This window comes from Desulfosarcina cetonica JCM 12296 (assembly GCF_001311845.1).
In the GTDB taxonomy this organism is placed as follows: Bacteria; Desulfobacterota; Desulfobacteria; order Desulfobacterales; family Desulfosarcinaceae; genus Desulfosarcina; species Desulfosarcina cetonica.
In genome coordinates this window covers 1-23,621 of record NZ_BBCC01000065.1, presented here as the reverse complement: position 1 = coordinate 23,621, position 23,621 = coordinate 1, and the positions used below count along the sequence as shown (strand labels likewise).

The following is a 23,621-nucleotide window of genomic DNA, read 5'->3' as shown; positions in this document are numbered from 1 at the left end:
AATTCGTACTTCTTACAGTATCTGGCTGAGAAACAGCTTGGTGCGGTCGTGGGTCGGATTGGTAAAAAAATGTTCCGGGGTCCCCGCTTCCACAATGGCACCGGCATCCATGAAGATCACACGATCGGCGACTTCGCGGGCAAATCCCATTTCGTGAGTCACGCAGACCATGGTCATGCCCTCGCGGGCCAGGGTCTTCATGACATCCAGTACCTCGCCGATCATCTCAGGATCCAGGGCCGAGGTGGGTTCGTCGAAAAGCATCACCTTGGGATCCATGGCCAACGCGCGGGCAATGGCCACGCGTTGTTGCTGCCCGCCCGAGAGCTGGTCAGGAAAGACATCGATCTTGTCGCTGATGCCGACTTTCTTCAACAGCGCCATGGCTTTTTCCGTGGATGCACCGCCGGAACGTTTGCGCACGACCTTCTGGGCCAGGGTCACGTTTTCCAGAACCGATTTGTGCGGAAAAAGGTTAAAGGACTGAAACACCATGCCCACCTCGGCACGGACCTTGTTGATGTCGGTTCGCGCGTCGAGGATATCGATGCCATCGATATAAATATGCCCGCTGGTGGCGTGCTCCAACCGGTTGAGACAGCGCAAAAATGTGCTTTTTCCGGAGCCGGAGGGGCCGATCACCACAACGACTTCACCGGCGGCGATATCGGCGGAGACATCCACAAGGGCGTGGATCGCATGGGGCGCATAGAAGGTTTTATATACATTTTTTGCCTGTATCACGACGTTGCCATCCTCCTCTCGAGATATTGCACATACATGGAAAGGCTGAAAGTCAGCACGAGGTAGAGCAGACCCAGCAGAATGTAGATTTCAAACGGCTGTAGACTAGCCGAAACGGCTTCACGGGCCGCCTTGGTCAACTCGCGGATGGCAATGATCCCCAAGAGAGAAGAGTCCTTGACAAGACTAATGAACTGACCGGCCAGGGGCGGCAGAATCCGCCGAAGGGCCTGGGGCAAAATGATGTGGCGCATGGACTGGCCATAGGTCATGCCCAGGGACCGGGCTGCCTCGGTTTGCCCCCGGTGAATGGACTGGATGCCGGCGCGGACGATCTCGGAAACATAGGCCCCTGCAAAGCAGGCCAGTGAGGCGACCCCATACCAGAGCGCCGGTATCTGGCCCCAACCGTTGGCGATCAAGAGATCGTTGATCAGGGTTCCCAAAACGAAGTACCAGATCAGAATCTGCACCATCAGCGGCGATCCGCGGATGAGTTCGACATAGACGACGGCACTCCAGCGCAGGGCAGGATTTTCCGAAATGCGCATCAACCCGCTCAAGATGCCGATAATCACCCCGATGATGGTTGCCAGCACACTGATCTTAAGGGTGATCCACAGACCGATGACCAGAAGGCCCGCCTTCCACTTCTTGTACGTGGCCAAGGTGTCCCCGGGTGAGATGAACTCCCCCTTGGAGACCCGCACGTCCTGTTTCGGCGTGGTGTATGTCTCTTCCTCACCATTTCCCGTTACCGTAATCCGGGCCTTGTCGCCTTCGACGGTAATGGCGGAGACTTCCCCGTCAATGGTGGAGGTGACATGAATCTCTTCCTGGTAGGCAAAGTAGATGGGGGTACGGTTCCAGCGCCAGACATACTGAATTTTCTGGGTGGCATAGTAAAAAAGCCCCAGAAAAACCAACACGCCGAAGCAGAACACCACGACCCACCGGTTGTAATGGAGCGGTCTGCCAGTCACTCGATGGTCGTTTCCTTCACGCATGATCAAGCCTTCTTCCTGCTGGTGGGTTGTACCGGCAACGATTCTTCAACATGGGTTGAGGTTCAATCCGCCGGAAACGGCACGGGCCGGTCGTATATCATCGGCCGGCCCGTGGGGGGTCCCCTATCATCCAACAAACGATGCGCTGATTATTCGAGTTCTTTTTTCCAGTCGGAACTCAGGATCCATTTATTGTATACCTTGTCGTAGAACCCGTCCCCCTTGCACTGACGCAGGAAGTTATTCAGAAAGTTAAGAAAGTCGGGATCCCCCTGGTTGATGGCCCAGGCCAGGGGTTCATAGGTGAAGGGCTGGTCCAGAAAAACGGTCTTGCCCTTGCCCTGGCTGGCATAAAGGATACCGATAAAAGGAAGGTCGTACACCAGCGCGTCTGCCTTGCCATTGATCACTTCCAGCCCGGCCTCGGCCTCGGATTCGAAACCCTTGTAAGTGGCTTTGGGAATCATGCGCTTAATGGCCTGTTCACCGGTGGTCCCCATCCGTGAGGTCAGGATATACTTGGGATCGTTCAGATCCTTGTAGGATTTGACGGCGTCCGCATCCCGCTTATTCAGCAAAATCGTCTGGCCGACGACAATGTAGGGATCGGCAAAGTTGACCTTCAGGTTACGTTCCTGGGTAACGGTCATACCGCTCATGATGATGTCGAACTTGTCCGTCACCAGGGCCGGGATGATACCGTCATAGGAGGTGTTGACCGGTACGAACTTGACGCCCATGGCCTTGGCCATGCGCTTGGCGAAATCGATGTCGAAACCGATGAATTCACCTTTTTTATTGGTCATCTCAAAAGGCATGTAACCGGACTCGAAACCGACCCGCAATTCACCGCGTTGGAGAATTTTCTGGATGTGGGATTTCTTCGCCAGTTCAATGTCTGCGCCAAAAGCGGGTCCCAAACAGAGGGTCAGGGCGGCAAGGATGGCCAACGGGGTAAGCAAACCTCTTTTCATAAAGTGCTCCTCCTTGAAAGGGTTGAAAACAAGGCCCAGCCGCCCGTTTGCGGCAGGATCCGTGAATTTTCAGGGAAGATCCCCAATCACCGCCGCGCGGCTGTCTAAATATGGCGGGGGTAAATAGGGTTCATTCATAAAAACACAAAACACATTCAGTATTTCTATATGAAGATCGGATTGATGTAAAGTCCAGAATAGCCGGTTTCCAGGAGAGTCCGATGCGGTCACCCGGCAGTCGAAATTTTGTGATCTGTGTTTTTCCTTCAAGGGGTTACAGCGCATCCCGCCACGCCCAAACCCGATGAAATGGCCTTGACTTGAGCAATGGCCGAAGGATAATAGTACGAAAAAGTCGATATCTGTAAATCAACCGAACTGGAGGGCTTCAATGCCGGAACATACCCCTGTCCGATTGGACAAGCTGTTGGACCATCCCGCCGTTGTCGACGCCGTCGCCGATGAGAATCTCGAATTGAAAGAGAGAAACGCGTACCGGCCGCCGGCATGCGAGGTATTCAAACAAGCCCACACCGCCCTGCAAACCGATCCATCTTACCAGTCGAAATCGACAAGGAAGCTCGCCGCCAGCTGGCCCACATCATCGGTAACACCGTCCAACGCGTGGAGGGAAGCGATACAAGCGACGACGCCGGCCTTGCCAGCTACACAAAAGCGCGCCATATCGGCATCGTCTTCTCGGGCGGTCCGGCCCCGGGCGGCCACAATGTCATTGCCGGCCTGTTCGATGCCGCCAAAAAAGCCAATCCCCAAACGCGTCTTTTCGGCTTTCTCATGGGTCCGGATGGCATCATTGAAGGCAATTACACCGAGCTGACCCAGGACCTGGTGGATCGCTACCGCAACCTGGGCGGATTTACCATGATCCGCACCGGACGCACAAAAATTGACAATCAAAAGAAGATGTCTCTCTCCCGCGAGACCTGCAAGCGACTCGAGCTCGACGCCCTGGTGGTGGTCGGCGGAGATGACTCCAACACCAACGCCGCATTCCTGGCACAGGAGATGTTCGCCGATGGGATTCAGGTCATCGGCGTGCCCAAGACCATCGACGGCGATATTCAGGTGCGCGACGCCCGTGGTCGCGTGTTGTGCGCCATGTCCTTTGGTTTTCATACGGCCGCGCGTGCCTTCTCGCAGGCCATTGCCAATTTGTGCACCGACACCAGCTCGGATGTCAAATACTGGCATGTGTGCAAGGTGATGGGGCGCGTGGCCAGTCATCTGGCTTTAGAGGTCGCCCTTCAAACCCACGCCAATATGACCCTGATCGGCGAGGATCTGGCCGATTACATGGATTACGACCGTCTGGCAAAGGCCGAGAAGGAAGGCGTGGTGGATTACACGCCTACGGCATGACCTTGCGTCACCTCTCGCGCGTTATTTGCGACGCCGTGATGGATCGTGCCACCGTGGGTAAAAACTACGGTGTGCTGGTGATTCCCGAGGGGGTTTTGGAATTCATCAACGAGATTCAGGTTTTCATCATCAAGCTGAATACCATCATTGGCAATTATAACAAGGTGCATGACCGTGATTTTCACACCGCCTTCCCCACGCTTGGCGATAAACTGGAGTACCTGCGCCGACTGGTACGCGGCATTCGTCGGGATGTCTCCTACAACATCTGGAATGCCCGTGATGACGAACTGTTCAACGACATTCCCGAATTCTTCCAGGAAGGATTACTCACGGAACGGGACAGCCACGGCAACTTCCAATTCTCCCAAGTCGAAACCGAGAAGGTCCTGCTCGACCTGGTCAAGGACTATCTGGGGATTTTAAAGGAGAAAGGGCGTTACAAGATCGGTGTCGAGGAGGCGCAATTCATCAAGATCATGCAACAGGGCGGGCTGGATCCCGACCATTACGGTCGGATTCTCTTCGACAACTGGCAGCAGGCACGCTATCTGATGGTCAAGCAGACGATCATTTCCAAGAAAACCCTCAAGGCCGCGCTGATCAAGGCCGGTTTTCTGGGCGACGAGGATGCCATCCCCACGCCCATCGAGAAAATCTACGAGCTGTCGGTTCCCAAGTTCAAGACCCAAAGCCATTTTTACGGCTACGATGGCCGCGGAAGCGATCCGACCCGCTTCGACTGCATCTACACCTACAATCTGGGACTGACGACCTTCAGCCTGATCGCCAACGGTGCTACCGGCCAAATGGCCGCCATCCTCAACCTGGAACAGGATTTCCACCACTGGCACCCCATCGGCATCCCCATTGCACCGCTGATGCATTTGGAAGAACGCAAGGGCAAGCTGGAATTGGTGCTGGAAAAAAGTGTCGTGGACGTCGATTCCCCGGCTTTTCGGGTCGTCAAAGCCTTCCGCGAGAAATGGCTGGCCGCCACCCCCGGCGGCGACCATTACCGTCATCCCGGACCGATCCGCTTCACCGGTACCAGCGAGGAGGACCGCCCCATTACCTTGCTGCTCAATGCCCTGGGCGGGCACATGGGCGGCGCCACCGATGCGCCGTGAACCACCGGCAGGCATCCCATCCATCCACGGATCCTCCCTGAATGCCGATCGGACGGCGAATTTCCGCCCCATTGGCCTTCAGGGGGGAGGTGTTCGGGTAAGCGGGTTGTTTGAAAGGTCGGAATCAGGTCAATACGGAGAAAATCAGTAGCGGAAGGACGTTGTAGTTGAGCTTGACGAATGTCAGCCCGGCGACCACGTAAAAGGCTTTTTTCAAGTGTCCGTCGTTGATGCGCTGCCAGATTTTTTCGGTCGTCCGACGGGCTCGAAAGCGGATCACACTTCTTCCATAGCGAATATTTTTTTCGACCAGGTCAGGATAGTTGTTGATACTCACCTTCAGCTTGGCACCGTTTGACTTTATTTTCCTGAGCAGCTTGGACTCGGTTCCCATCACTTTGGCCGACTGGCACCGCACGGCATCGAGAAACGCCTTGCGCGTCGGTTGGCAATCGGCATAGGTGACGGCCGTCCCCATCTGTTGGATACTGTGGCCGTCGCTCCCACCGGTAATGGCCCGGTTGAGGTTGAATCCCAGAAGGGCGCTCTTGAGGTTCCAGCGTTTAAGGTTTTCGGAATTGATCACTTCGACGCCATCGGCGCGTTCCAGCAGGTGGTGCAGCTGGTTTTCACTGAAACTGTGGTTGCAAATGCCGGTGAAAGCGGCTGAGTACGGATGCGGGAAAATGATTACCCCGTTGTATTTCCTGGCCCGTTCGAGAATCGAAGCCACATCCAGACCAATGGAAGACATCACCGTGGAACCCATGTGGGGTTCGATATCATTGGTGTAAAAAGCCTCAAGATCGTTGATGTGGTAAAAGTAAACCAGAATATGCGTGCCTTCTTGGGAGGTGACTTCGATACCCGGTATCGTCAGCAGGTCATCGTAACGATCAAGTTCGACAGCGCCGGCGATGGCGTTGTGGTCGGTAATGGCCAAACCGATGCCAAGACGGCGGGCGTGCTCGGCAATCTGCGTGACCGCGTCGGCACCATCGGAATGGCGGGAGTGAAAATGAAGGTCAACCACCGTGTATTCAGACGTCAATGCATCCAAACACGGTTTCTCGAACTGGATACGGTTGAAATTGTCCATAGCGCGCTCTCGGTCACCTTTTTGAGTTAGCCACAAACGCCAAAATTAATCGACTCTGAGGCTGTGTCAATACTTTTTTTTGCGATAACGGTACTGCCGGATAAAAAATGCGGTTCCGGTTCACCGCGTGCCAGGCGGCACACAGGCCCTACTGGAGGCCATTATCGGCCACTCGGAGCAAATCCTTGAGTTCTTGCCAAAGGATGAAATCCAAACTGGGCCATCTATCCGCCTGGACTTGAATTTGCCGGCGTCTGTGCTTATAGTCACGGGCATTGAAAGTTGAAAACGGTGCCCGTACACGGCCCGGCGCATATTCCGCAGCATGACCCAGGCAGAAACCTTATCACGTAACGATCGCTGCCATGTATTATCCCCGTGGATGAAGCCCATCATTTTAATTTGACGATTTCCATGAGTGCCTCATGAACGAACTAAGCATGAACAAACAGAGCATAAACGAACTGAGTGAAAAAATTCCCGACCCCAAAGAACTCGAAAAGGAGCTTGGCGACTTTCTGACCAAGAAATTCGGCGGCAGCGTCAAACTGGCCGCCCCCATCATCATGCCACAGCCCGCCAATAGCGAAGCGGACCAGCCGCCGCCCAAGACCCGCAAGACGATCCAGTTCGATCTAAAGCCTCAGGATCTGGTTACCTATCTGGATCAATATATCGTCAAGCAAACTGCGGCCAAGGACATTCTGGCCACCAAGATCTGTACCCATTTCAATCGCATCAAACATGTTCAATCCGCCCCCGACGATTTCAACGATATGGTCGGCGTTATCAAGAACAACGTCCTGATGCTGGGGCCCACGGGTGTGGGCAAGACCTACATGGTTCGCTTGATCGCCAAGAAGATCGGTGTTCCTTTTGTAAAAGGGGATGCCACCAAGTTCAGCGAAACCGGATACGTCGGCGGTGATGTGGAAGATCTGGTTCGGGACTTGGTCCGGGAGGCCGACGGGGACATCGAACTGGCCCAGTACGGCATCGTCTATATCGACGAAATCGATAAAATCGCCTCCAGCCAGAATCTGATGGGTGCCGATGTCTCGCGTACCGGTGTTCAGCGCGCCCTGCTCAAACCGATGGAAGAAACCGAAGTGGATCTCAAGGTCCCCCACGATCCGGTATCCATGCTGCAGGAAATCGACCGTTTCCGCAAAACCGGAAAAAAGGAAAAAAACAGCGTCAACACCAAGCACATCCTTTTCATTATGAGCGGCGCTTTTTCCGGATTGGAAAAAATCATTTCCCGGCGCGTGACCGAACAGAAGATCGGTTTCGGCGCGACCATCGCCAATTCGGCGCAGGAAAAAGACATGCTGGCACGGGTCAAATCCGAAGATCTGGTTCAATTCGGTTTCGAATCCGAGTTTGTGGGCCGGCTTCCCGTGCGCGCGGTCTTCGAGCGTCTGACCGAAACGGACCTGTGTGACATTCTGAAAAATCCCAACAACCCGATTGTTCTCGGCAAAAAGCTTGATTTCGCCGCCTATGGCATTGATGTCAAGTTCCACACCGAAGCGCTGGAGGAACTGGCCCGACGGGCTTATGCGGAGAACACCGGTGCACGGGGCCTGGTCAGTGCCGTGGAGGGGGCCCTGCTGCCTTTTGAAAAAGCGCTGCCCTCATCCACCATCAAACGATTCGCCGTCACGCGCGAGGTCATCGATCTGCCCCTGCCGCATCTTGCCGACTTGCTCGATAGCCCCCATGATCCTGCCAACACCCAGACCTTCGACCGGCTGGCCATCGATGAATGTCTGCGCATCGAGGCCTATGTGGCCGACAATCGCAAACCCTTTGGCGAAAAATACGGCATCCAGCTGACCGACTCGCGCATTGCGCTGGTGGCCGAAGCCTACTGCCGCAAGGTAACCGACATCGAAAAAGTCCTTAAGAAGGTCAAGTCCTTCTATGAAGAGACCAAGACCATTGAGCTTTACTTTATTAAAAATCATGGTATTAACATTGTGCTCGAAGAGGAGGCCATCGACGCCATCATTGAACGGTGTTTTCAAAGCCAAACCACACCGGAGTCTTACTACCCGAAGCTTACCGCGGACTTCGAGCATGGTCTCAAACTCGTCCGCGAAAAAACCGGACGGACGCGTTTTTTCATTACCCGGGAGGCGCTTGAAAAGCCGGAACACTACATCGCCGATCTACTGAAAAAAAGCGATGATCTTCCCCGACTGCCCCTAAACCCCGACAATTTGCTGGAAGGCTAAGCCCAAATGATCGGAATATCGAAGCTATACTGCGGAACCGTTGAGCCATCGGATGCCCTCCGTTACGGGCGCCACTCGTCCACCCTACCGTCCCACCTGCTGCAGTTTTCCAAAGACAAACGGCCGGTGGTGGTCTGGAATATTACCCGAAAATGCAACCTCAAGTGCGTGCATTGCTACGCCCATGCCACCGAGGACGCCGTCGCCGACGAGCTTTCCACGGCCGAAGGCAAGGCTCTGATCGATGATTTGGCCCAGTTCGGCGCACCGGTCATGCTCTTTTCCGGTGGGGAGCCCCTGGTCCGCAAAGACCTGCCGGAATTGGCCGCCTATGCCGTTGACAGAGGAATGCGCGCGGTAATTTCCACCAACGGCACCCTGATCACCGCCCAGATGGCACGAACCTCAAAGCCATCGGGCTCTCCTATGTCGGAATCAGCCTGGACGGCATGCAGGGGATCAACGATCAATTCAGAGGCGTTCCCGGCGCCTATGATAAGGCCCTTGCCGGCATCTACAACTGCCAGGAAGCGGGCATCAAAGTCGGCCTGCGCTTTACGATCAACCGGTTCAACGTAGACGAGATCCCCGCCATTTTTGATCTTCTGGAAGAAAAGGACATCCCGCGGGTCTGTTTCTACCATCTGGTTTATGCCGGTCGCGGCTCCGAAATGGTCAACGAAGACCTCAGCCTGGAAGATACCCGCAAGGCGGTTGATCTGATCATCGACCGCACCCAGGCCCTGCACGCCAAAGGTTTGGCCAAAGAAGTCCTGACCGTGGACAACCACGCCGATGGCCCCTACCTCTACCTGCGATTGCTCAAAGAGAATCCGGAACGGGCCAAAGAGGTGCTCGAGCTGCTCAAGATGAACGAAGGCAACAGTTCGGGTCGTGGCATCGGCTGCGTCAGCTGGGATGGCGAAGTATATGCGGACCAGTTCTGGCGTCATCACAGTTTTGGCAACGTGCGCCAGCGCCCCTTTTCTGAAATCTGGACCACACCGGAAGACGATCTGCTGCTCAAACTGAAAAACAAGAAACAATACGTCAACGGCCGCTGTGCCGCCTGCAACTGGCTGGACGTCTGTGGCGGCAATTTTCGGGTACGGGCTGAAGCGTCTACGACGATGTGTGGGCACCGGATCCGGCTTGCTATCTCACTGACGAAGAAATCGCCCAATCCATTTGACGGCTGAACCCCGTCGTCATCCGTCTGCCATCATCACCCACTGGGGAAGCCCTTCGTCCATTTGATGGGTGTCCGGCCCTGAGACCGGCACCATAGGAGTTCATATGCTGTTTCCCGACTACCGCCCCCGCAGAATGCGCCAAAACGAGGCGCTACGCCGGATGGTCCGCGAAACCATCCTTTCAACGAATGATCTGATCCTGCCGTTGTTCGCCATCGACGGCAAGGGCGTCAAAAACCCCATCGACGCCATGCCGGGGAATTATCAACTCTCCATCGACAATCTGGTGAAAGTGGCCCGTCAGGCATTTGAAATGGGAATCCCGGCCGTCATCTTGTTTGGCATCCCGGCCAAAAAAGACCCGCTCGGCACCCAAGCCTACGCCAAGGACGGAATTGTCCAACGCGCGGTCAAGGCCCTGAAGGACAAGCTTCCCGATTTGATCGTGATTACCGACGTCTGCCTGTGCGAGTATACCGATCACGGGCATTGCGGCTTCGTCGACGGGAACACCGTGGACAATGACGCCACGTTGGACCTTCTGGCCAAGGCGGCGCTTTCCCACGCCAAGGCCGGCGCCGACATGGTCGCCCCGTCGGACATGATGGACGGTCGCGTGGCGGAGATCCGCGGCGTTCTCGATGAAAACGACTTTGCCAACGTTCCCATCATGCCTACTCGGCCAAATATTGTTCCGCCTACTACGGCCCATTTCGTGAAGCCGCCCAGAGTGCACCGAAGTTCGGCGACCGGAGAACATATCAAATGGATCCGGCCAACGCCCGCGAGGCCATCCGCGAGGCCAGCATGGACGTGGAAGAAGGCGCCGACATCATCATGGTCAAGCCGGCGCTGCCCTACCTGGACATCATCTGCCGCATCCGCGACGAGGTGGATCTGCCGCTGGCCGCCTATAATGTCAGTGGGGAATTCTCCATGATCAAGGCAGCCGACAAGCTGGGCTGGATCGACGGCCAGAAGGTGATGATGGAGACCCTGACGGCCATCAAACGTGCCGGTGCCGATATGATCCTGACTTACTTTGCCATGGAAGCGGCTGAACTGATCAACGCGTAGAGGTTGACCCCATGCATGCACATCCCTCCAAAAGCGGACATCCAGCGTCCCACGGCGCCGGTAAAAACGACACCTTGCGACTGGTTGCCTGGGAAACCACCCGCAACTGCAATCTTGCCTGCGTTCATTGCCGGGCAGCCGCAACCAATGGCCCCTATGCAGGAGAGCTGGATACCGATCAGGCCTTCAAGCTCCTGGACGAAATCGCCGCTGTAGGACAGCCGATCGTCATTCTGACCGGTGGCGAACCCTTGCTTCGCGATGACATTTTCGATATCGCCAAATATGGCGATCGGCTGGGCCTGCGCATGGTCATGGCACCCAACGGCACCCTGATCACCGCAGCCGTGGCGCAGCGCATGGCCGCGTCCGGCATCCGGCGCATCAGCGCCAGTATTGACGGCGCCACCAAGGCATTTCATGACAAATTCAGAGGGGTCGACGGTGCCTTCGACGCCGCCCTCCAAGGCATCGCGCATGTCAAGGCGGCAGGAATCGAGTTTCAGATCAACACCACGGTCACCAAGAGCAATCTGGACCAGATTCCCCAGATTCTCAAACTGGCCGAACAACTGGGTGCCGTGGCGCACCACATCTTCCTGCTGGTACCCACCGGCCGGGGGAAATACATCGTGGATCAGGCCATTGACGCCCAGGCATACGAAGAGACGCTGAACTGGTTCTACGATCAACGCGAAAAAACCAGCCTGCAGCTCAAGGCGACCTGTGCCCCGCACTACTATCGGATCCTGCGACAGCGCGCCCGGGCGGAGGGCAAGACCATCACCTTCGCGACCCACGGTCTGGATGCCGTCACCCGCGGTTGCCTTGCCGGAACCGGCTTTTGCTTCATTTCGCATACCGGCATCGTGCAGCCATGCGGTTATACCGATGTGCAGTGCGGTGACGTCACGCAAAACACATTCGGCGACATCTGGCGACATTCACCGGTTTTTCTAAAACTCCGGGATTTCAAACAGCTGGAAGGCAAATGCGGGATATGTGAATATCATGCGGTCTGTGGTGGATGCCGGGCGCGCGCCTTCGAAGCCACCGGTAACTTCATGGCGGAAGAACCGCTATGCGCCTATCAGCCCGGGAAGGAAGCCGCCCCAAGATAAGAGCCATACCCCGAAGATTGCCCATTCTTGAGGGTGACGCATGACGGACGTCTGTTTCATGGTAATTCGGAGGGATCAGCTGATCGGCAGGGTGTCCCTGAAGGTTTCGAAGCAGTTTCGGATGGCATCGAAATTCCGCGTTGTCAGGTCAACGAAATGGCAACCGATCCCTCGTTTGTTCACATTGACGATTCTGGCTTTCAATAAGATTGCCCGGGCCTCGGTCGGAAATCGGATCGCCAGGCTGACGACCTTCCCCGGTTCCAGTCCGGTTTTATCCGAAACTTCCAAAAAAAGCCCGCTCAAGCTCAAATCAGTGACATTCAGCGCCTCCTGCAAGTGCTCCAAATGGGCCGTACAACGAAACTCAAGACGCGGGTATTGCCGGCGTTCGCGGCTGACTTCGATATGTTGGCTGCGGAGATCGATCATGATGGGAACAGCTCCTGTGGGTTAACGCCTGGTCCATTCGAAAAATACAACAACCCACTGCTAATTTCAATGGGCACCGGGGAATTCCTGCCCGCTTTTCTGGTGATCATCGATCCGGTGAATAAGGTCCTTTATAATTTCAACCTGATAAGCTGTCATCGATTCGTATTTGATACCCACACCATCATGTTCCAAGCGAACGACGCGGCCTTTGAGCTTCAAGGCCAAACGGCTTTCTTCCAATGAAAAGCAGAGGGATACAGGCTGGCCCATGGTAAACGCCTCACAGCTTTCCAAAAATATGCCATTGGCACTGATGTTGCGGGCAAAGCAATTGACGGCGCGGCCGTCCACGGCAATATCCAAGGTAAAATTACAGTTGATCCGCGGAAACTCGCGCAACAGGGCAAAGCGTTTCTGCTCATAGAGATTCATGAAGCGGATCAACTCAGCTTCGCTCAACTGGTTGATCAACAAAAAAAAGTGGGCAATGAGCAGTTGTCGCTCGCACTTTCCGGCTTCGGTTTCAAGCTTGGGTCTGGCTGTTTTCAATGCCGCTTTGTCTTCAGCGAGGTTCAACGCTTTGAACAAATGCAAGAGAGAAACCAATTGTTCATCCGTCATTTTGTAAATGGCAATCGAAAGACGGGCCACTATTTTTTTTCTTTCCGCCTGCCATGAGGATACACGCATGGGTAGAATCTCCTGCTTAAACAAAACACGTTAAAAGAACCCTTCCGGATCTCATTATCGCCGGTTTAATTGAAAAATCAAGTTGCAAATGGGCTCAATACATATGAATAATCATAGAAAAAACTTGATCACCAAAAGCAAAAAAGTGTATCAGGGAAGGGTATCGTTATACTTGGCCGGGAATTCGGTTCCCAATCGTATCGCCTGCGTTTTCTATTGGACTGAATAGTGCCGTCGGATGGATCTCAACATCCTCTTGGTCACTTATGGGTTGGATAACGTAAGCGTTTTTGCCGTTTTGACGGGTGGACGGGAAAAACCTGATTCAGCAAGGAGGGAAAAGACATTGTCTTACATCCTGGATCAAGAGCAATTAGATGGTTTAGAGGAAGCGTTGACCACTGATCTGATGACACTGGGGCTCCAATCCGTTATCCTCATCGATATGGCCGGTAACGTCATCGTCAACCTGGACGATGGGAAAGTGCGCCATGACGTTTATTCGCTGGCAGCCTTGGCTGCCGGTAATTTTGGCGCCGTCAGCGCCATGGCTTCCATCATCGGTGAGGAGGAATTCTCGCTGCTGTTCCACAAAGGCAAAAGCGAAAACATCAATTTCACGAAAATCATGGATGATTTTCTCCTCGTCTCCATCTTCGGGAATGATGTATCGCTGGGTTACCTCCGGTTGAAAATTGATGAAGTGATCAAGAAAATCAAGGCGCTGATTGAGCGGACACGCACATCGTAACCGAGTGACGGCGCACGCTTGGGCGGCGCGCCCCTTCAATGCAGCGATAAATGGGGCAAGATAAATGGGGCAATAAGATGGCGTTTATCAACACCAAAACCAAAGAAGTTCAAGTCAAGCTTGTTTATGTCGGCCCCGGCAGAGGTGGGAAAACCACCAACCTGGAATATATTTTCAATCGCATCCGCCACCGGATCCAATCCGATATGGTCAGCATTAAAACCCAAGGGGACAGAACGCTTTTCTTCGATTTTCTGCCGTTTGAATTAGGGGCGATAAAAGGCTACAATGTCAAGACACAGCTTTATACCGTTCCCGGTCAGGTCAAATACAACGCCACCCGCAAGCTCGTCCTCAAGGGTGTTGATGGCGTTGTCTTTGTCGCCGACTCCATGGTTGACCGTCGGGAAAACAACATTACCTCCCTCGAAAATCTGAAAGAGAACCTCAAGTTTTATGATATTGACATGGCCCGCTTCCCAATTGTCTTTCAATACAATAAGCGTGACTTGGCAGCCCAGGGGATTCCCGTTCTCGACCCCCAGACGATGGAACAGGATCTGAACGCAGAACTCAAGGCCCCCAGCTTCACCGCCAGTGCCGCCACCGGTGAGAACGTCATCGCAACCGTAAAAAAGGCCATCTCGACCACGATGGTAGCGATTCGAGAAAAGCTTTTATAGGAGGAATCCGCGTGGACAAAAAAGCGAATGATACGTTCGCCTTTGATTTAGAAAACCGCCTCGATGATTTTTTTAGTGACGCCATGCCCCCTGAAGCGCCATCGGCACCTGAAGCAGCGCCCGCCCAAGGCCCCGAGCTGGCTCTGAAAGACCTCAAGTCCACCATTTTGGCCATCGATTGGGAGATTACCGACAGCGTCCTTGATGCGTTTTTGCAGCAGGTGGATGAACTGAGCCATCGGTTTTCAACCGATAAAGTCATCGTCTCCCTGCTCAAGATTTTAGATTCGCTGGGAAAATACGTCCGCAAGAAGAAGTCCAAAGCCCATCCGGACACCATCAAACGCGTTATGGCCGTTTACTCCTGCCTCGAAACCGTCGTGAGTAACGAAAACCTGAGCCAAGCAGAAAAAGAGCAGATGCTTCGCGAGGAAATCCACCAGTTTAAGCGACTCAAGGCCAAGATCATCGAGGCCAAGCCGGTTCCCAGCAAGCCGGTACAACCTGTTAAAAGTGGCGAAGCAGCCAGTCTGGAAGCGGTGCTAAACGCCATCGCGGAACTGAAATCCTCGCTGTCCGCCGAATTGGCCGCCATCCGCAAGGAGATCGCTCAACTGCAAAAAAGATAGTCCCGGTCTTCGTGGGTCCGGGGAAGTAAAGCCACACCCCGCTTCGATGCAAATCGCCCTATTCTCACCCCCGCAGCAACTGCAGCGGGGTTTTTTATTTCCATCCGATTCAAGCCGATCCGATCCGGCGGTGCGTGTTCAAGGCCGAAGCACGGAATCGATGCCGTCGATGCCAGCGGATGAGACATTCCGAGCCAGTTGGTCTTCGACAAGGCCGGCAATGTCGGCATGCGCAATCAAGTGGTAACGCGCCATCATATCGGCGATCTCCTGCATCTCGGATTCGTGGGGAACGAATCGATCGTAAACGATACGTTGGGGGGGGATTGTCAGGGCAGATTCAACCCATTCCACGGGCTGGTTCCAGTAATCGGCCGCGATCCGCGCCGCCTGTTTCGGATGGCCGCCGGCCCACAGGCCCGAACGGGCTGCCGCGGAGACAAACTGTTGCGCCAGCATCGGATGGTCGGCTATCCAACTGTTCTTCACCAGAATCAGATTGCAGATGAAATCGGGCCACAGCGTTTCCACGTAATCGATGACATTCGCAACACCACTTTTGACCGACTGGACGGCAAAGGGCTCGCCGACAAAATAGGCGTCCAATCCACCGGCGGCCAGGGCCGCGGCCATGTCCGGCGGGTTCATCTCAACGATTTGAATGCGTCCGGCCAAGCCTTTTGCCTCAAGGGTTTTCAAGAGGCACAGATTGTGGCCGGAATAGCGCATGGGAACGGCGATCGTATGCCCGACCAGGTCCTCCAGGCGTTTGGCATGTAATGTTTTGCGCGCCACCAGGGTGCTTTCGTGACGGTTGCCGATCATGACGACCTTGACGTCAACGCCTTGTTGACGAAGCACCACCGCCAGGGGGGCGATGATGAAAGCGGCCTGAATCGCATCATTGCGCAACGCCTCGGCCATTTCGGCAAACGAGGTGAACTTGACGGCTTCGAAACGGATGTCCGGATGATTTCGGGTAACATGATCGATCAAGGGCGCCGCCAGATTGGTAACAACCGGCATATAGCCCATGCGAACCATCTGGCGCGCGTCAGGCGCATGGTTCATCCGAACATGCAGATAGGTAATGACCAACAACCAGGATATGAAAATCACGCCGAGTCGCAGGGTCAGGGGCAAATGGCTCCAAAACCGGAAGTGTGGCCTTTTAAATGGCATAATTCACCCCCAACATAAGGAACACGTCATCCCGCAGGCGACTCAACTCAGGGGCTTTCTCAAAACTACGGGGCCGTGGAAAATCCAGCTGTCGGTTCATGGCGATACCGGTGGGACGCCCGCCCAGGATAACGACCCGGTCCCCCATGATCAAGGCATCGTCGATGTTGTGGGTCACGAGAAGCATGGTCTTCTTGATGAAAGCATGCATGTTGACGACTTCTTCGCGCATCTTCATGTGGGTCAGAAAATCCAGACCGCTGAAAGGTTCATCCATGATCATGATGTCTGGATTGACCGCCAGGGCCCGTGCCAACTCGGCACGCCGCTGCATGCCTCCGGAGAGTTGCCGGGGGTAGTGGTTTTCGAAGCCATTCAACTCAACCATGTCGATAAATTCGAGAATCTGTGCCTGTTGCTGCCGACGGTTTTTCAGATGGCGCAACCCGAGCGCGACGTTTTCGGCCACGGTCATCCAGGGGAACAGACCACTGTATTGGAAAACGAAAATATGGTCCGCGGAAGGTCCCTTGACGGGCTGACCATTGATCCGCAACGATCCATCGCATGCGGGCTCGAATCCGGCGATAATCCTCAACAGCGTCGATTTCCCACAACCGGAAGGTCCCAGAAAGCAGACCATTTCACCATCGTTGATCTCAAGATCGATATCCTTGAGAACCGTGACGCGCTCGCCCTTTTGTTGCAGCGGGTTTTCCTTGTCGCGGGACCGCCGTCGCCGGTTGATGTAGGTTTTGCTCAGATTTTCAATTGCGATATGACCCACGGGGACCGCTCCTTAATGACGCATTCTGCTCCAACGGGCACCCTCCAGTTCTCCAAGTCCGCGCATCAGACGATCCAGGGCCAGCCCCACCAAACCGATGACAATCATTCCATCCATGACGAAATCCATGCGCAGGGCATTGCGTGAATCTAAAATCAGAAATCCCAGCCCGGACCGCACGGCGATCATTTCGGCCGCCACCACAACCAGCCACGAAATGGTCACCGTCATGCGTAAAGCCGTCACAATTTCAGGAATAATGGCGGGTAGAACCAGACGCGTGACCCGTTCAAAAGGAGAGAAGTTAAAATTGGCCGCAACATGAAAATAGGTCGGATTGATACCATCCACGCAATGGTCGTGGATACCACCAAGGGGAAAAAGCTTGCGAGAAAAATCAGAAAAATGGCCGGTGGATCGCCGATGCCGAACCACAACATCGCCAAGGGAATCCAGGCCAATGGGGATATGGACGTAAAAACTGAATCAGCGGGTTGACTAGCCGACGCAGGCCTTTCACCATGCCGAGCAAGATTCCCAGGGGGATTCCAAGGCCGGCCGCCAGGTAAAATCCCAGCGTCACCCTGAAAAGGCTGGCCACCGTGTGCCGAATGAGTGTACCGTCAGAGAAAAGTTCTCCCATGCTCGACAGCACCGTGGTGGGTCCTGGGAAGACATGCCGGTTCCATCCGCTGAATCGTGCCAAGCCTTCCCAGCCCATCGCCAATAGAACGAATCCAGCCAGGGGAACCAGATAGGCATAGGGTGCGCGCCCCATCTTCTTCCGGCATGCGAATTCCCGACCGACATGTTCTTCCACGACCCGTTCCAATTCAATAGCTATTATAAATCAAATGGATTCCGACCAATGTCAGTAAAAAGATAAAAACATCCTTGAGCAGTCTTTCGTTCAGTCTTTCCGTTACGCGCGGTCCGATCTGACCGCCGATAAGGACACCCGGCACCGCCCAAATCAGTGCCGACACGTCTGCCGATGCCCCCAGTACCAGATGGATGGCGGAACCCGCCACACAGGTCCCGAAAATGGTGACGATACTGGTGGCAACGGCAGCCCGCATGCGCAAATCCAGTCGGCTGCGCATCAGCGGGACGAGCCATTCACCCATGCTGATGCTGAGCATTCCGCTGGCGACGGCCAAGCCGGAAACGATCGCGCCGTATCGACGCAGACGATGCAGCGAGACCCGATCGGTTCCGGTTTCCGCGTATGGCTGACTGGTCGATACGAACAGGAACGCCGTGGTCAGGGTGAGAATTCCCAGCACCAGTTCAAGGTGCGCCGGTGTCAGCTGTCGTGTCAGCAGCGCGCCCAGCCCCAGGCCGGGAAGTGTCAGCAGCAGGAGGCATCCGGCCAGGCGAAGGTCCACGACCCGCTTACGGATGAATGCCGCGCTGCCGGACCCCATTCCCGCCGTCTGTACCAGCAATGAGGTGATCACGGCGGTTTCGGGCGGCAGGTGAAAAAAAAGGAGGAAAACAGGCATCCATAAAATACCGCCACCAATCCCCACGGCCGAGACCAGGGTGGCGATCAGCATGCCCGTCGGAAAGGCCATGAAGGCGCTGTCACTCATGACGGATCGTCCACCGAATAAAGTTTGAAGCACTCGATGGCCTGACCGAGGGTCTGCATTTCGGACGTCAGGCGAACCAGTTGCGCCCCCACCCCTTCCGTTGTTTCCGATGTGGGGCAGACCCGCTCGATCAACGGTAGCGCACGGGTGGTCACCTGCTCTGCCGAAGCGCACACGGCCCGGGAGAGCATGACGATCTCTTGAAGATTCGTCGCCATGTCATCGATGGCGGTGGACAACTGGGATAGCTCGTTACCCGTGGCAATATGGGCGGTCTGGCTCAGGTCGCCCGCGTTAATGGCCCTGGACACCTCGACCAAATGTTGCAGCGGCTCCGTAATCGTCTTGATGAACATGGTCAGCACGATAACGACCACGGCCAGGACCACCCCCACCATCATAATTCCCTTGTTGCGGATGCGGAGCAGCGCGTCTTGGACGCTGTCCGCAGGCGTCGGATGAATGGGCGCCATATTTTGTCCGATGGCTTGTTTCAGGGCGGCTGAATGGGTATCCACAACGAATTCAGCCGCCACCAACAGCGCGGCGAATCCGATCAGGAGCATGTAAATGATCATGGTGCGCTGGAGGGAGTATCCACGACGAGCGGTCATGACGGAGATAACGCCTCTTGCGCGACACCGGTTAACACTTCCCGCGCGAGTGCCATGTATTGAAGGCCGGCGGTACTCTGGCGGCAGTAATGGATCGCCGGCATGCTCAAAATCTGCGCTTCCTTGAGTTGCCCGTCCGTTTCAATGATCGTCTCGAAGCAGCTTCCACGATAAAGGTTTTGGATTTTCGAAAGAATCATTTGCGACGCGGTCATCTCCCGATCCATCATGGTCAACAGAACACGGGATTCGATTCGCGGATTGGCGTGTCGGCGGACCAAGGCGATCAGCTTCAACACCTGATCCACCCCATGGGTGGAGAGGTAATCGCACTGGCAGGGAATGATCACCCGCCGAGCGGCAGTCAGTGCATTCAGTGTTGAGAACTCGATGGACGGCGGTGTATCGATCAGAATATAGTCAAACCGGGTAGCAAGGGTCGCCAGCCGGTCTTTGAGCAAAAATTCGAAATGCCGCGTGCCAAAATAACGCTTGTTGAGCAGAACCATATTCCGCCCGGAAGGCAGCAGCCAGAGGTTGGTGTAGGCGGTGGCAACGATGAAATCATCAAGCGGCCGATCAACGGCATCGTAAGCGTCGTAGAAGGTCGGCAGCGCCTGCTTTCCCAAACAGATGGAGAGGTTGGCCTGGGCGTCGAGGTCCACCAACAAAACCTTTTTCCCGCAAATCGCCAGGGAGGCCCCCAGGTTGAGGCAAGTGGTGGTTTTGGCGACGCCCCCCTTACGGTTGCCGATGGCAACAACGTTGTCACCGACATCCGACTGACGGGTTCTTTCCAGGTCGAGAAACGTGATCGGCTGGACGCGTACCGGCCGAAACGCCGAGAAGAGATGACCGCAGATGGAACAGCGGGCGACGAACGTCGATTTTCGGGGAACCGCGTCCTCAAGATGAAAACGGGTTTCGCATTTTGGGCACGCAATGATCATGTGTGCTTCCTATGGAATATCAGCGGGAAAGTCGGTCCCGTATCGTGGCCACCATACCCGCGGGATCAACCTCAACATCCGTCAATCCCGAATTGACCATCTGATCGAGAGGGCCTGCGACCATGGTGGTGGTTCGCTCACGAACAAGCGTCCAACCACCGGCCGCACGCACGGCATTCAACCCCTCGGGGTTACGAATCGGTGCACCGGACAACAGGACAACGGCCAACGCTTTGCCAAAAACCGTTGCTGCGACTTAAGCAGTCCATCAGGGGGGGCCTCCCCGTTGGAAAGCGTTGCGACTTCAATTGCGGGTCCGTCGTCGGTCGTTCCAACCCCAAGACGCCGATCAAAACGGCCGATGTAACAGCCTCCGGCGCGAAGCGCCATGGTGGCATCGACGAACTGTGCCGGGATACCGCAACGCTGGCTTAGGTAGTGGCTCATCGGCGCCCCAAGCGATGACGGCATCCGATGAAGGACGATTAACGCACCTTGGACGTCACGGAGGACAGGTGCCAAATCGGCAAGCAACGTTATCAGTTCCGGGTGCCCCCCCGGTCCGGAAATAACCATCACCAAACGCTTGCATGGAACATCGTCCGGCGGATCGTCCAGATGCGGCCTTGCCGTGGACGTCGGCAGGCGGGGAATTCTGAAGTTGCCCACCTTGGCCGTTGCGGCCATTTTCAAACATTCAAGAATCTTCGTCTGCTGTTGCAGGATGTCCTTGTTGTTGATGGGCTTGCTGATGAAATCGACCGCGCCCAATTCAAGAAAATTGAAAATGGTTTTTGACGATCCGTCGCTGGCATTGGACATGATCACAACCGGACAGGGTTTTCGAATCATGATATGTTTGATGGTGCTGATCCCATCCATCACCGGCATATTGATATCCAGGGTTATCAAATCCGGCGATAATTGGTCGACCATCTGGATCGCTTCGCGGCCGTTGCCTGCCATGCCCACGACCTGGAGCGCATGGCTGGCGTCCAGCATCCGAGACAGGATCTTGCGCATGATGGGCGAATCATCGACAATGAGCACCCGAAGTCGCTTATCGACCGCCTCAATAGCATTGTTCTCCTCTTCCGCAGCCTGATCGGTCAGTTCTCTTTCATCAACCCTTCTGGCGGCCTCCATGAGCAGGAACTGGTAATTCCTCTCGATGGTACGCTTCGGTTTTTCTGATATTTCAAGGGATTCAAAGCTTCCGGTTTGCCACCCCAAGATTCGGTAGAAGGCTTCTTCTCCCGCCATCTCCTCACAAACGGCATGCACGATTTCTCCATCCATGATAAAAATCGTCCCTTGCCGGCCGGATTTGGTGACCCGCATGCACAAACTCGACGCCGACAGACAACATATCTGAATCAGATCGTTGAGCTGAATGTTCTTCAGCGTTCCGACAAAACCGTTATCCGTGTCGGTGGATGGGGAATTGGAAAATGGCACGTTGGTATTCATATCGGGCAATCGAATGCCTTTCCTTCTCTACAGGATGGTGGCGGCCAATCGTCTCTCTGCCTCCCGTTCCTTGGCCATCAGCGCCAGTTCATCGATATTGAGGATTAACGAAATACTTCCGTCACCCAAGATGGTCGCACCGGAAAATCCGCTGCTCTCCTGGAGGTAGTCTTCCAAGGGTTTGACGACCACTTCCTGCCGACCCAGCAGGGCGTCGACAATCAGACCGGTCATCCCTGAGGTGGCCTTGACAACCACCACAAAAAAACGCGCCTCATGTTCCGGGGGTAGCGGTGCCGAAATGTTTAAAAGCTCGCTCAACCGGATCAGCGGCAACGGTTCTTCATCCAAGTGCATGACCTGACGCCCGTCAACGCTGAAGATCTCTCCCTTATCGATGCGCAAGGTCTCCTGAACCGCATCCAGGGGAAGCGTAAAATGGCTGCCGCCACAGCGGATCATGAGGGCGGGAATGATGGCCAGCGTCAGGGGGATCTTGATCCGAAAACGCGTGCCAATATCCTGGCGGGTATCAATGGTCAGCACGCCGTTGATTTTCTCGAGGCTGCTCTTGACCACATCCATGCCCACCCCCCGACCGGACGTATGGGTTACGCTATCGGCCGTGGAAAAGCCCGGCAACATGATCAAATCGATCAGCGCCCGCTGATCCATGCGCTCAAGGGCAGCGCGATCGACCAACTGTTTTTCAACCGCTTTCTGGCGAATACGCGACAAATCAATTCCACCGCCATCATCGGTGATCTCGATAACCACATTGCTGCCTTCATGGTAAGCATCCAGCATCAGAATGCCTTTTTCCGGCTTGCCCTTGCGCTTGCGCGCCTCGCGGGATTCGATCCCGTGGTCCACGGCGTTCCGGATGATATGGATCATGGGATCGACCAGCTGTTCGATGACCATCCGGTCCAACTCCGTTTCTTCACCCCGAAACTGCAACTGAACCTTTTTATCGGCATCCTTGAGAAGATCGTGGACCAAGCGCGGATAGCGGTTGAAAAGTCTTGAGATGGGCAGCATGCGCACCTTCATGACCTGTTCCTGAAGCTCGCCGGTGACGCGTCCCAGAAGCGTTGTCGCCTCGTTGAAACGGTTGGTCATGCCCGCCAGCAAGCGCTGCTCGGCCTTTTCCTTGGGAAAGCGCATGGCAAAGTCTCGAACCAGATCCCGCATTTCCTGAAATAGCTGGATAAACGTGGAACGGTTGACCACCAGTTCACCGACCTGGTTCATCAGGTCGTCAATCTTGTCGGCATCGACACGGATGCTCTTCCGAATCGTGCTGCGGGCAGCAAAAGGCGCGCTATCAAGAGGTACATCATCGGTGGCTTGCCCAGCGGGCACCTCCGGCCGAGGTTCTGAAAAATCAAGGGTTAACGGCGCTGCGCCGGAATCGGCAGCCGGCTCTGAAGGCGCCGGGAAATCCGTTTCCGGCGCACTCGGCCATAATTCCGTCTCGCTATCGGCATCGGTCGAAGGGGCCGCGGAAAGTTCCTCGGAAGCCCTGTCAGAGGCTTGCAAGAACGCGGATGGATCCGCGCCGAATTCATCCATGATCGAAAGCGGGGCCGCATTTGGCCCATCCATCTCAGGTGGCGGCCAGTCCGCTTCCGTGTCATCGCTGCCCGATAAGATGTCCAGGCCGTCGGTGTCACGCGCCGTTTCCGGATCGGCCTGCATGAAGGCGAAGGTTTCGTCCAGCGTTTCCGACAGCAGCTGTTTGCGTTGATGGGCATCGATATCGGGCAGGGATGACAGGACTTCGTCAATATCCGGTACAATCGGATCCGGGGCGCTCGACGCCTGGGGGGAGGGACTCCCAGCAGGGCCATCCCATCCACCGACATCG

Annotated in this window: 24 protein-coding genes and 1 pseudogene; 10 read left to right on the top strand and 15 right to left on the bottom strand. The window is 55.3% G+C overall.

Annotated features, from left to right (window positions below):
• Window positions 1-12: 12 nt before the first annotated feature.
• From JCM12296_RS15740 to JCM12296_RS15730, 3 genes are all read right to left on the bottom strand, one after another.
• Window positions 13-744 (bottom strand): amino acid ABC transporter ATP-binding protein, encoded by a 732-nt coding sequence (locus JCM12296_RS15740; protein WP_054694930.1) that lies wholly within the window; start codon window positions 742-744, stop codon window positions 13-15.
• Window positions 741-1,751 carry an amino acid ABC transporter permease gene (locus tag JCM12296_RS15735; RefSeq protein WP_054694956.1) on the bottom strand — a complete coding sequence of 337 codons (1,011 nt, stop codon included), beginning with the start codon at window positions 1,749-1,751 and terminating at the stop codon, window positions 741-743. The genes JCM12296_RS15740 and JCM12296_RS15735 overlap by 4 nt, the downstream gene beginning before the upstream one ends.
• A 149-nt stretch (window positions 1,752-1,900) precedes the next feature.
• The gene (locus tag JCM12296_RS15730; RefSeq protein WP_054694927.1) at window positions 1,901-2,725 is read right to left on the bottom strand and encodes a transporter substrate-binding domain-containing protein; all 825 of its coding nucleotides are present in this window, start codon (window positions 2,723-2,725) and stop codon (window positions 1,901-1,903) included.
• Between the two features lie 507 nt (window positions 2,726-3,232).
• Between JCM12296_RS15730 and JCM12296_RS49110 the strand changes: the two genes are divergently transcribed.
• Window positions 3,233-4,105 (top strand): 6-phosphofructokinase, encoded by an 873-nt coding sequence (locus JCM12296_RS49110; RefSeq protein WP_306304041.1) that lies wholly within the window; start codon window positions 3,233-3,235, stop codon window positions 4,103-4,105.
• 38 nt (window positions 4,106-4,143) lie between these two features.
• Window positions 4,144-5,235 carry a 6-phosphofructokinase gene (locus JCM12296_RS49105; protein ID WP_306304040.1) on the top strand — a complete coding sequence of 364 codons (1,092 nt, stop codon included), beginning with the start codon at window positions 4,144-4,146 and terminating at the stop codon, window positions 5,233-5,235.
• A 124-nt stretch (window positions 5,236-5,359) separates the two neighbouring features.
• Here the strand turns inward: JCM12296_RS49105 and JCM12296_RS15720 are convergent, their stop codons facing one another.
• On the bottom strand, window positions 5,360-6,334 hold the full coding sequence (locus JCM12296_RS15720; RefSeq protein ID WP_054694925.1) for a PHP domain-containing protein: 975 nt from the start codon (window positions 6,332-6,334) through the stop codon (window positions 5,360-5,362).
• A 425-nt stretch (window positions 6,335-6,759) separates the two neighbouring features.
• Between JCM12296_RS15720 and JCM12296_RS15715 the strand changes: the two genes are divergently transcribed.
• The 5 genes and pseudogenes from JCM12296_RS15715 (at window position 6,760) to ahbD (ending at window position 11,965) form a co-directional block, all read left to right on the top strand.
• A complete protein-coding gene (locus tag JCM12296_RS15715; RefSeq protein WP_246804399.1) occupies window positions 6,760-8,574 on the top strand; it encodes an AAA family ATPase in 1,815 nt (604 codons plus the stop codon).
• Window positions 8,575-8,580: 6 nt separating this feature from the next.
• Window positions 8,581-9,153: a radical SAM protein gene (locus tag JCM12296_RS49100; protein WP_306304039.1), complete on the top strand. Its 573-nt coding sequence runs from the start codon at window positions 8,581-8,583 to the stop codon at window positions 9,151-9,153.
• Between the two features lie 92 nt (window positions 9,154-9,245).
• A complete protein-coding gene (locus JCM12296_RS49095) occupies window positions 9,246-9,773 on the top strand; it encodes an SPASM domain-containing protein (RefSeq protein WP_306304042.1) in 528 nt (175 codons plus the stop codon).
• Window positions 9,774-9,870: 97 nt separating this feature from the next.
• Window positions 9,871-10,844 (top strand): annotated as a pseudogene (hemB, locus tag JCM12296_RS15705) (porphobilinogen synthase).
• An 11-nt stretch (window positions 10,845-10,855) separates the two neighbouring features.
• On the top strand, window positions 10,856-11,965 hold the full coding sequence (gene ahbD / locus JCM12296_RS15700) for a heme b synthase (RefSeq protein WP_054694921.1): 1,110 nt from the start codon (window positions 10,856-10,858) through the stop codon (window positions 11,963-11,965).
• A 75-nt stretch (window positions 11,966-12,040) separates the two neighbouring features.
• Here ahbD and JCM12296_RS15695 read toward each other — a convergent pair whose 3' ends face one another.
• Together JCM12296_RS15695 and JCM12296_RS15690 are read right to left on the bottom strand one after the other, a co-directional pair.
• The gene (locus JCM12296_RS15695) at window positions 12,041-12,397 is read right to left on the bottom strand and encodes a PilZ domain-containing protein (protein WP_054694918.1); all 357 of its coding nucleotides are present in this window, start codon (window positions 12,395-12,397) and stop codon (window positions 12,041-12,043) included.
• A gap of 66 nt (window positions 12,398-12,463) precedes the next feature.
• Entirely contained in the window at window positions 12,464-13,090 is a 627-nt protein-coding gene (locus JCM12296_RS15690; RefSeq protein WP_054694915.1) for a PilZ domain-containing protein, read from the bottom strand.
• A gap of 238 nt (window positions 13,091-13,328) precedes the next feature.
• Between JCM12296_RS15690 and JCM12296_RS15685 the strand changes: the two genes are divergently transcribed.
• Genes JCM12296_RS15685 through JCM12296_RS15675 form a run of 3 tightly spaced genes read left to right on the top strand, consistent with a single transcriptional unit; the run spans window position 13,329 to window position 15,153 of the window.
• Window positions 13,329-13,841: a roadblock/LC7 domain-containing protein gene (locus JCM12296_RS15685; protein WP_083456187.1), complete on the top strand. Its 513-nt coding sequence runs from the start codon at window positions 13,329-13,331 to the stop codon at window positions 13,839-13,841.
• A gap of 50 nt (window positions 13,842-13,891) precedes the next feature.
• Entirely contained in the window at window positions 13,892-14,524 is a 633-nt protein-coding gene (locus tag JCM12296_RS15680; protein ID WP_306304038.1) for a GTP-binding protein, read from the top strand.
• A gap of 11 nt (window positions 14,525-14,535) precedes the next feature.
• The gene (locus tag JCM12296_RS15675; protein ID WP_054694910.1) at window positions 14,536-15,153 is read left to right on the top strand and encodes a hypothetical protein; all 618 of its coding nucleotides are present in this window, start codon (window positions 14,536-14,538) and stop codon (window positions 15,151-15,153) included.
• Between the two features lie 138 nt (window positions 15,154-15,291).
• Here JCM12296_RS15675 and JCM12296_RS15670 read toward each other — a convergent pair whose 3' ends face one another.
• The 9 genes from JCM12296_RS15670 to JCM12296_RS15635 all read right to left on the bottom strand — a co-directional run.
• Entirely contained in the window at window positions 15,292-16,296 is a 1,005-nt protein-coding gene (locus tag JCM12296_RS15670; protein ID WP_054694907.1) for an ABC transporter substrate-binding protein, read from the bottom strand.
• A 28-nt stretch (window positions 16,297-16,324) separates the two neighbouring features.
• Window positions 16,325-17,122 (bottom strand): ABC transporter ATP-binding protein, encoded by a 798-nt coding sequence (locus JCM12296_RS15665; protein ID WP_083456185.1) that lies wholly within the window; start codon window positions 17,120-17,122, stop codon window positions 16,325-16,327.
• Between the two features lie 12 nt (window positions 17,123-17,134).
• Window positions 17,135-17,473, bottom strand: coding sequence for an ABC transporter permease (locus JCM12296_RS41990; RefSeq protein WP_218188117.1), 339 nt, complete (start codon window positions 17,471-17,473; stop codon window positions 17,135-17,137).
• A 46-nt stretch (window positions 17,474-17,519) separates the two neighbouring features.
• Window positions 17,520-17,942, bottom strand: a complete 423-nt coding sequence (locus JCM12296_RS41985; RefSeq protein ID WP_218188116.1) for an ABC transporter permease — start codon at window positions 17,940-17,942, stop codon at window positions 17,520-17,522.
• Between the two features lie 13 nt (window positions 17,943-17,955).
• Window positions 17,956-18,717 (bottom strand): sulfite exporter TauE/SafE family protein, encoded by a 762-nt coding sequence (locus JCM12296_RS15655; RefSeq protein ID WP_054694904.1) that lies wholly within the window; start codon window positions 18,715-18,717, stop codon window positions 17,956-17,958.
• The gene (locus tag JCM12296_RS15650) at window positions 18,714-19,331 is read right to left on the bottom strand and encodes a HAMP domain-containing protein (RefSeq protein WP_054694902.1); all 618 of its coding nucleotides are present in this window, start codon (window positions 19,329-19,331) and stop codon (window positions 18,714-18,716) included. Before JCM12296_RS15650 ends, JCM12296_RS15655 begins: the two co-directional genes overlap by 4 nt.
• Window positions 19,328-20,281 carry an AAA family ATPase gene (locus JCM12296_RS15645; RefSeq protein ID WP_054694899.1) on the bottom strand — a complete coding sequence of 318 codons (954 nt, stop codon included), beginning with the start codon at window positions 20,279-20,281 and terminating at the stop codon, window positions 19,328-19,330. Before JCM12296_RS15645 ends, JCM12296_RS15650 begins: the two co-directional genes overlap by 4 nt.
• Window positions 20,282-20,458: 177 nt before the next feature.
• On the bottom strand, window positions 20,459-21,751 hold the full coding sequence (locus JCM12296_RS15640; RefSeq protein ID WP_246804402.1) for a response regulator: 1,293 nt from the start codon (window positions 21,749-21,751) through the stop codon (window positions 20,459-20,461).
• 27 nt (window positions 21,752-21,778) lie between these two features.
• A partial coding sequence (locus JCM12296_RS15635) for a chemotaxis protein CheA (RefSeq protein ID WP_172683922.1) occupies window positions 21,779-23,621 on the bottom strand: 1,843 nt, incomplete at its 5' end.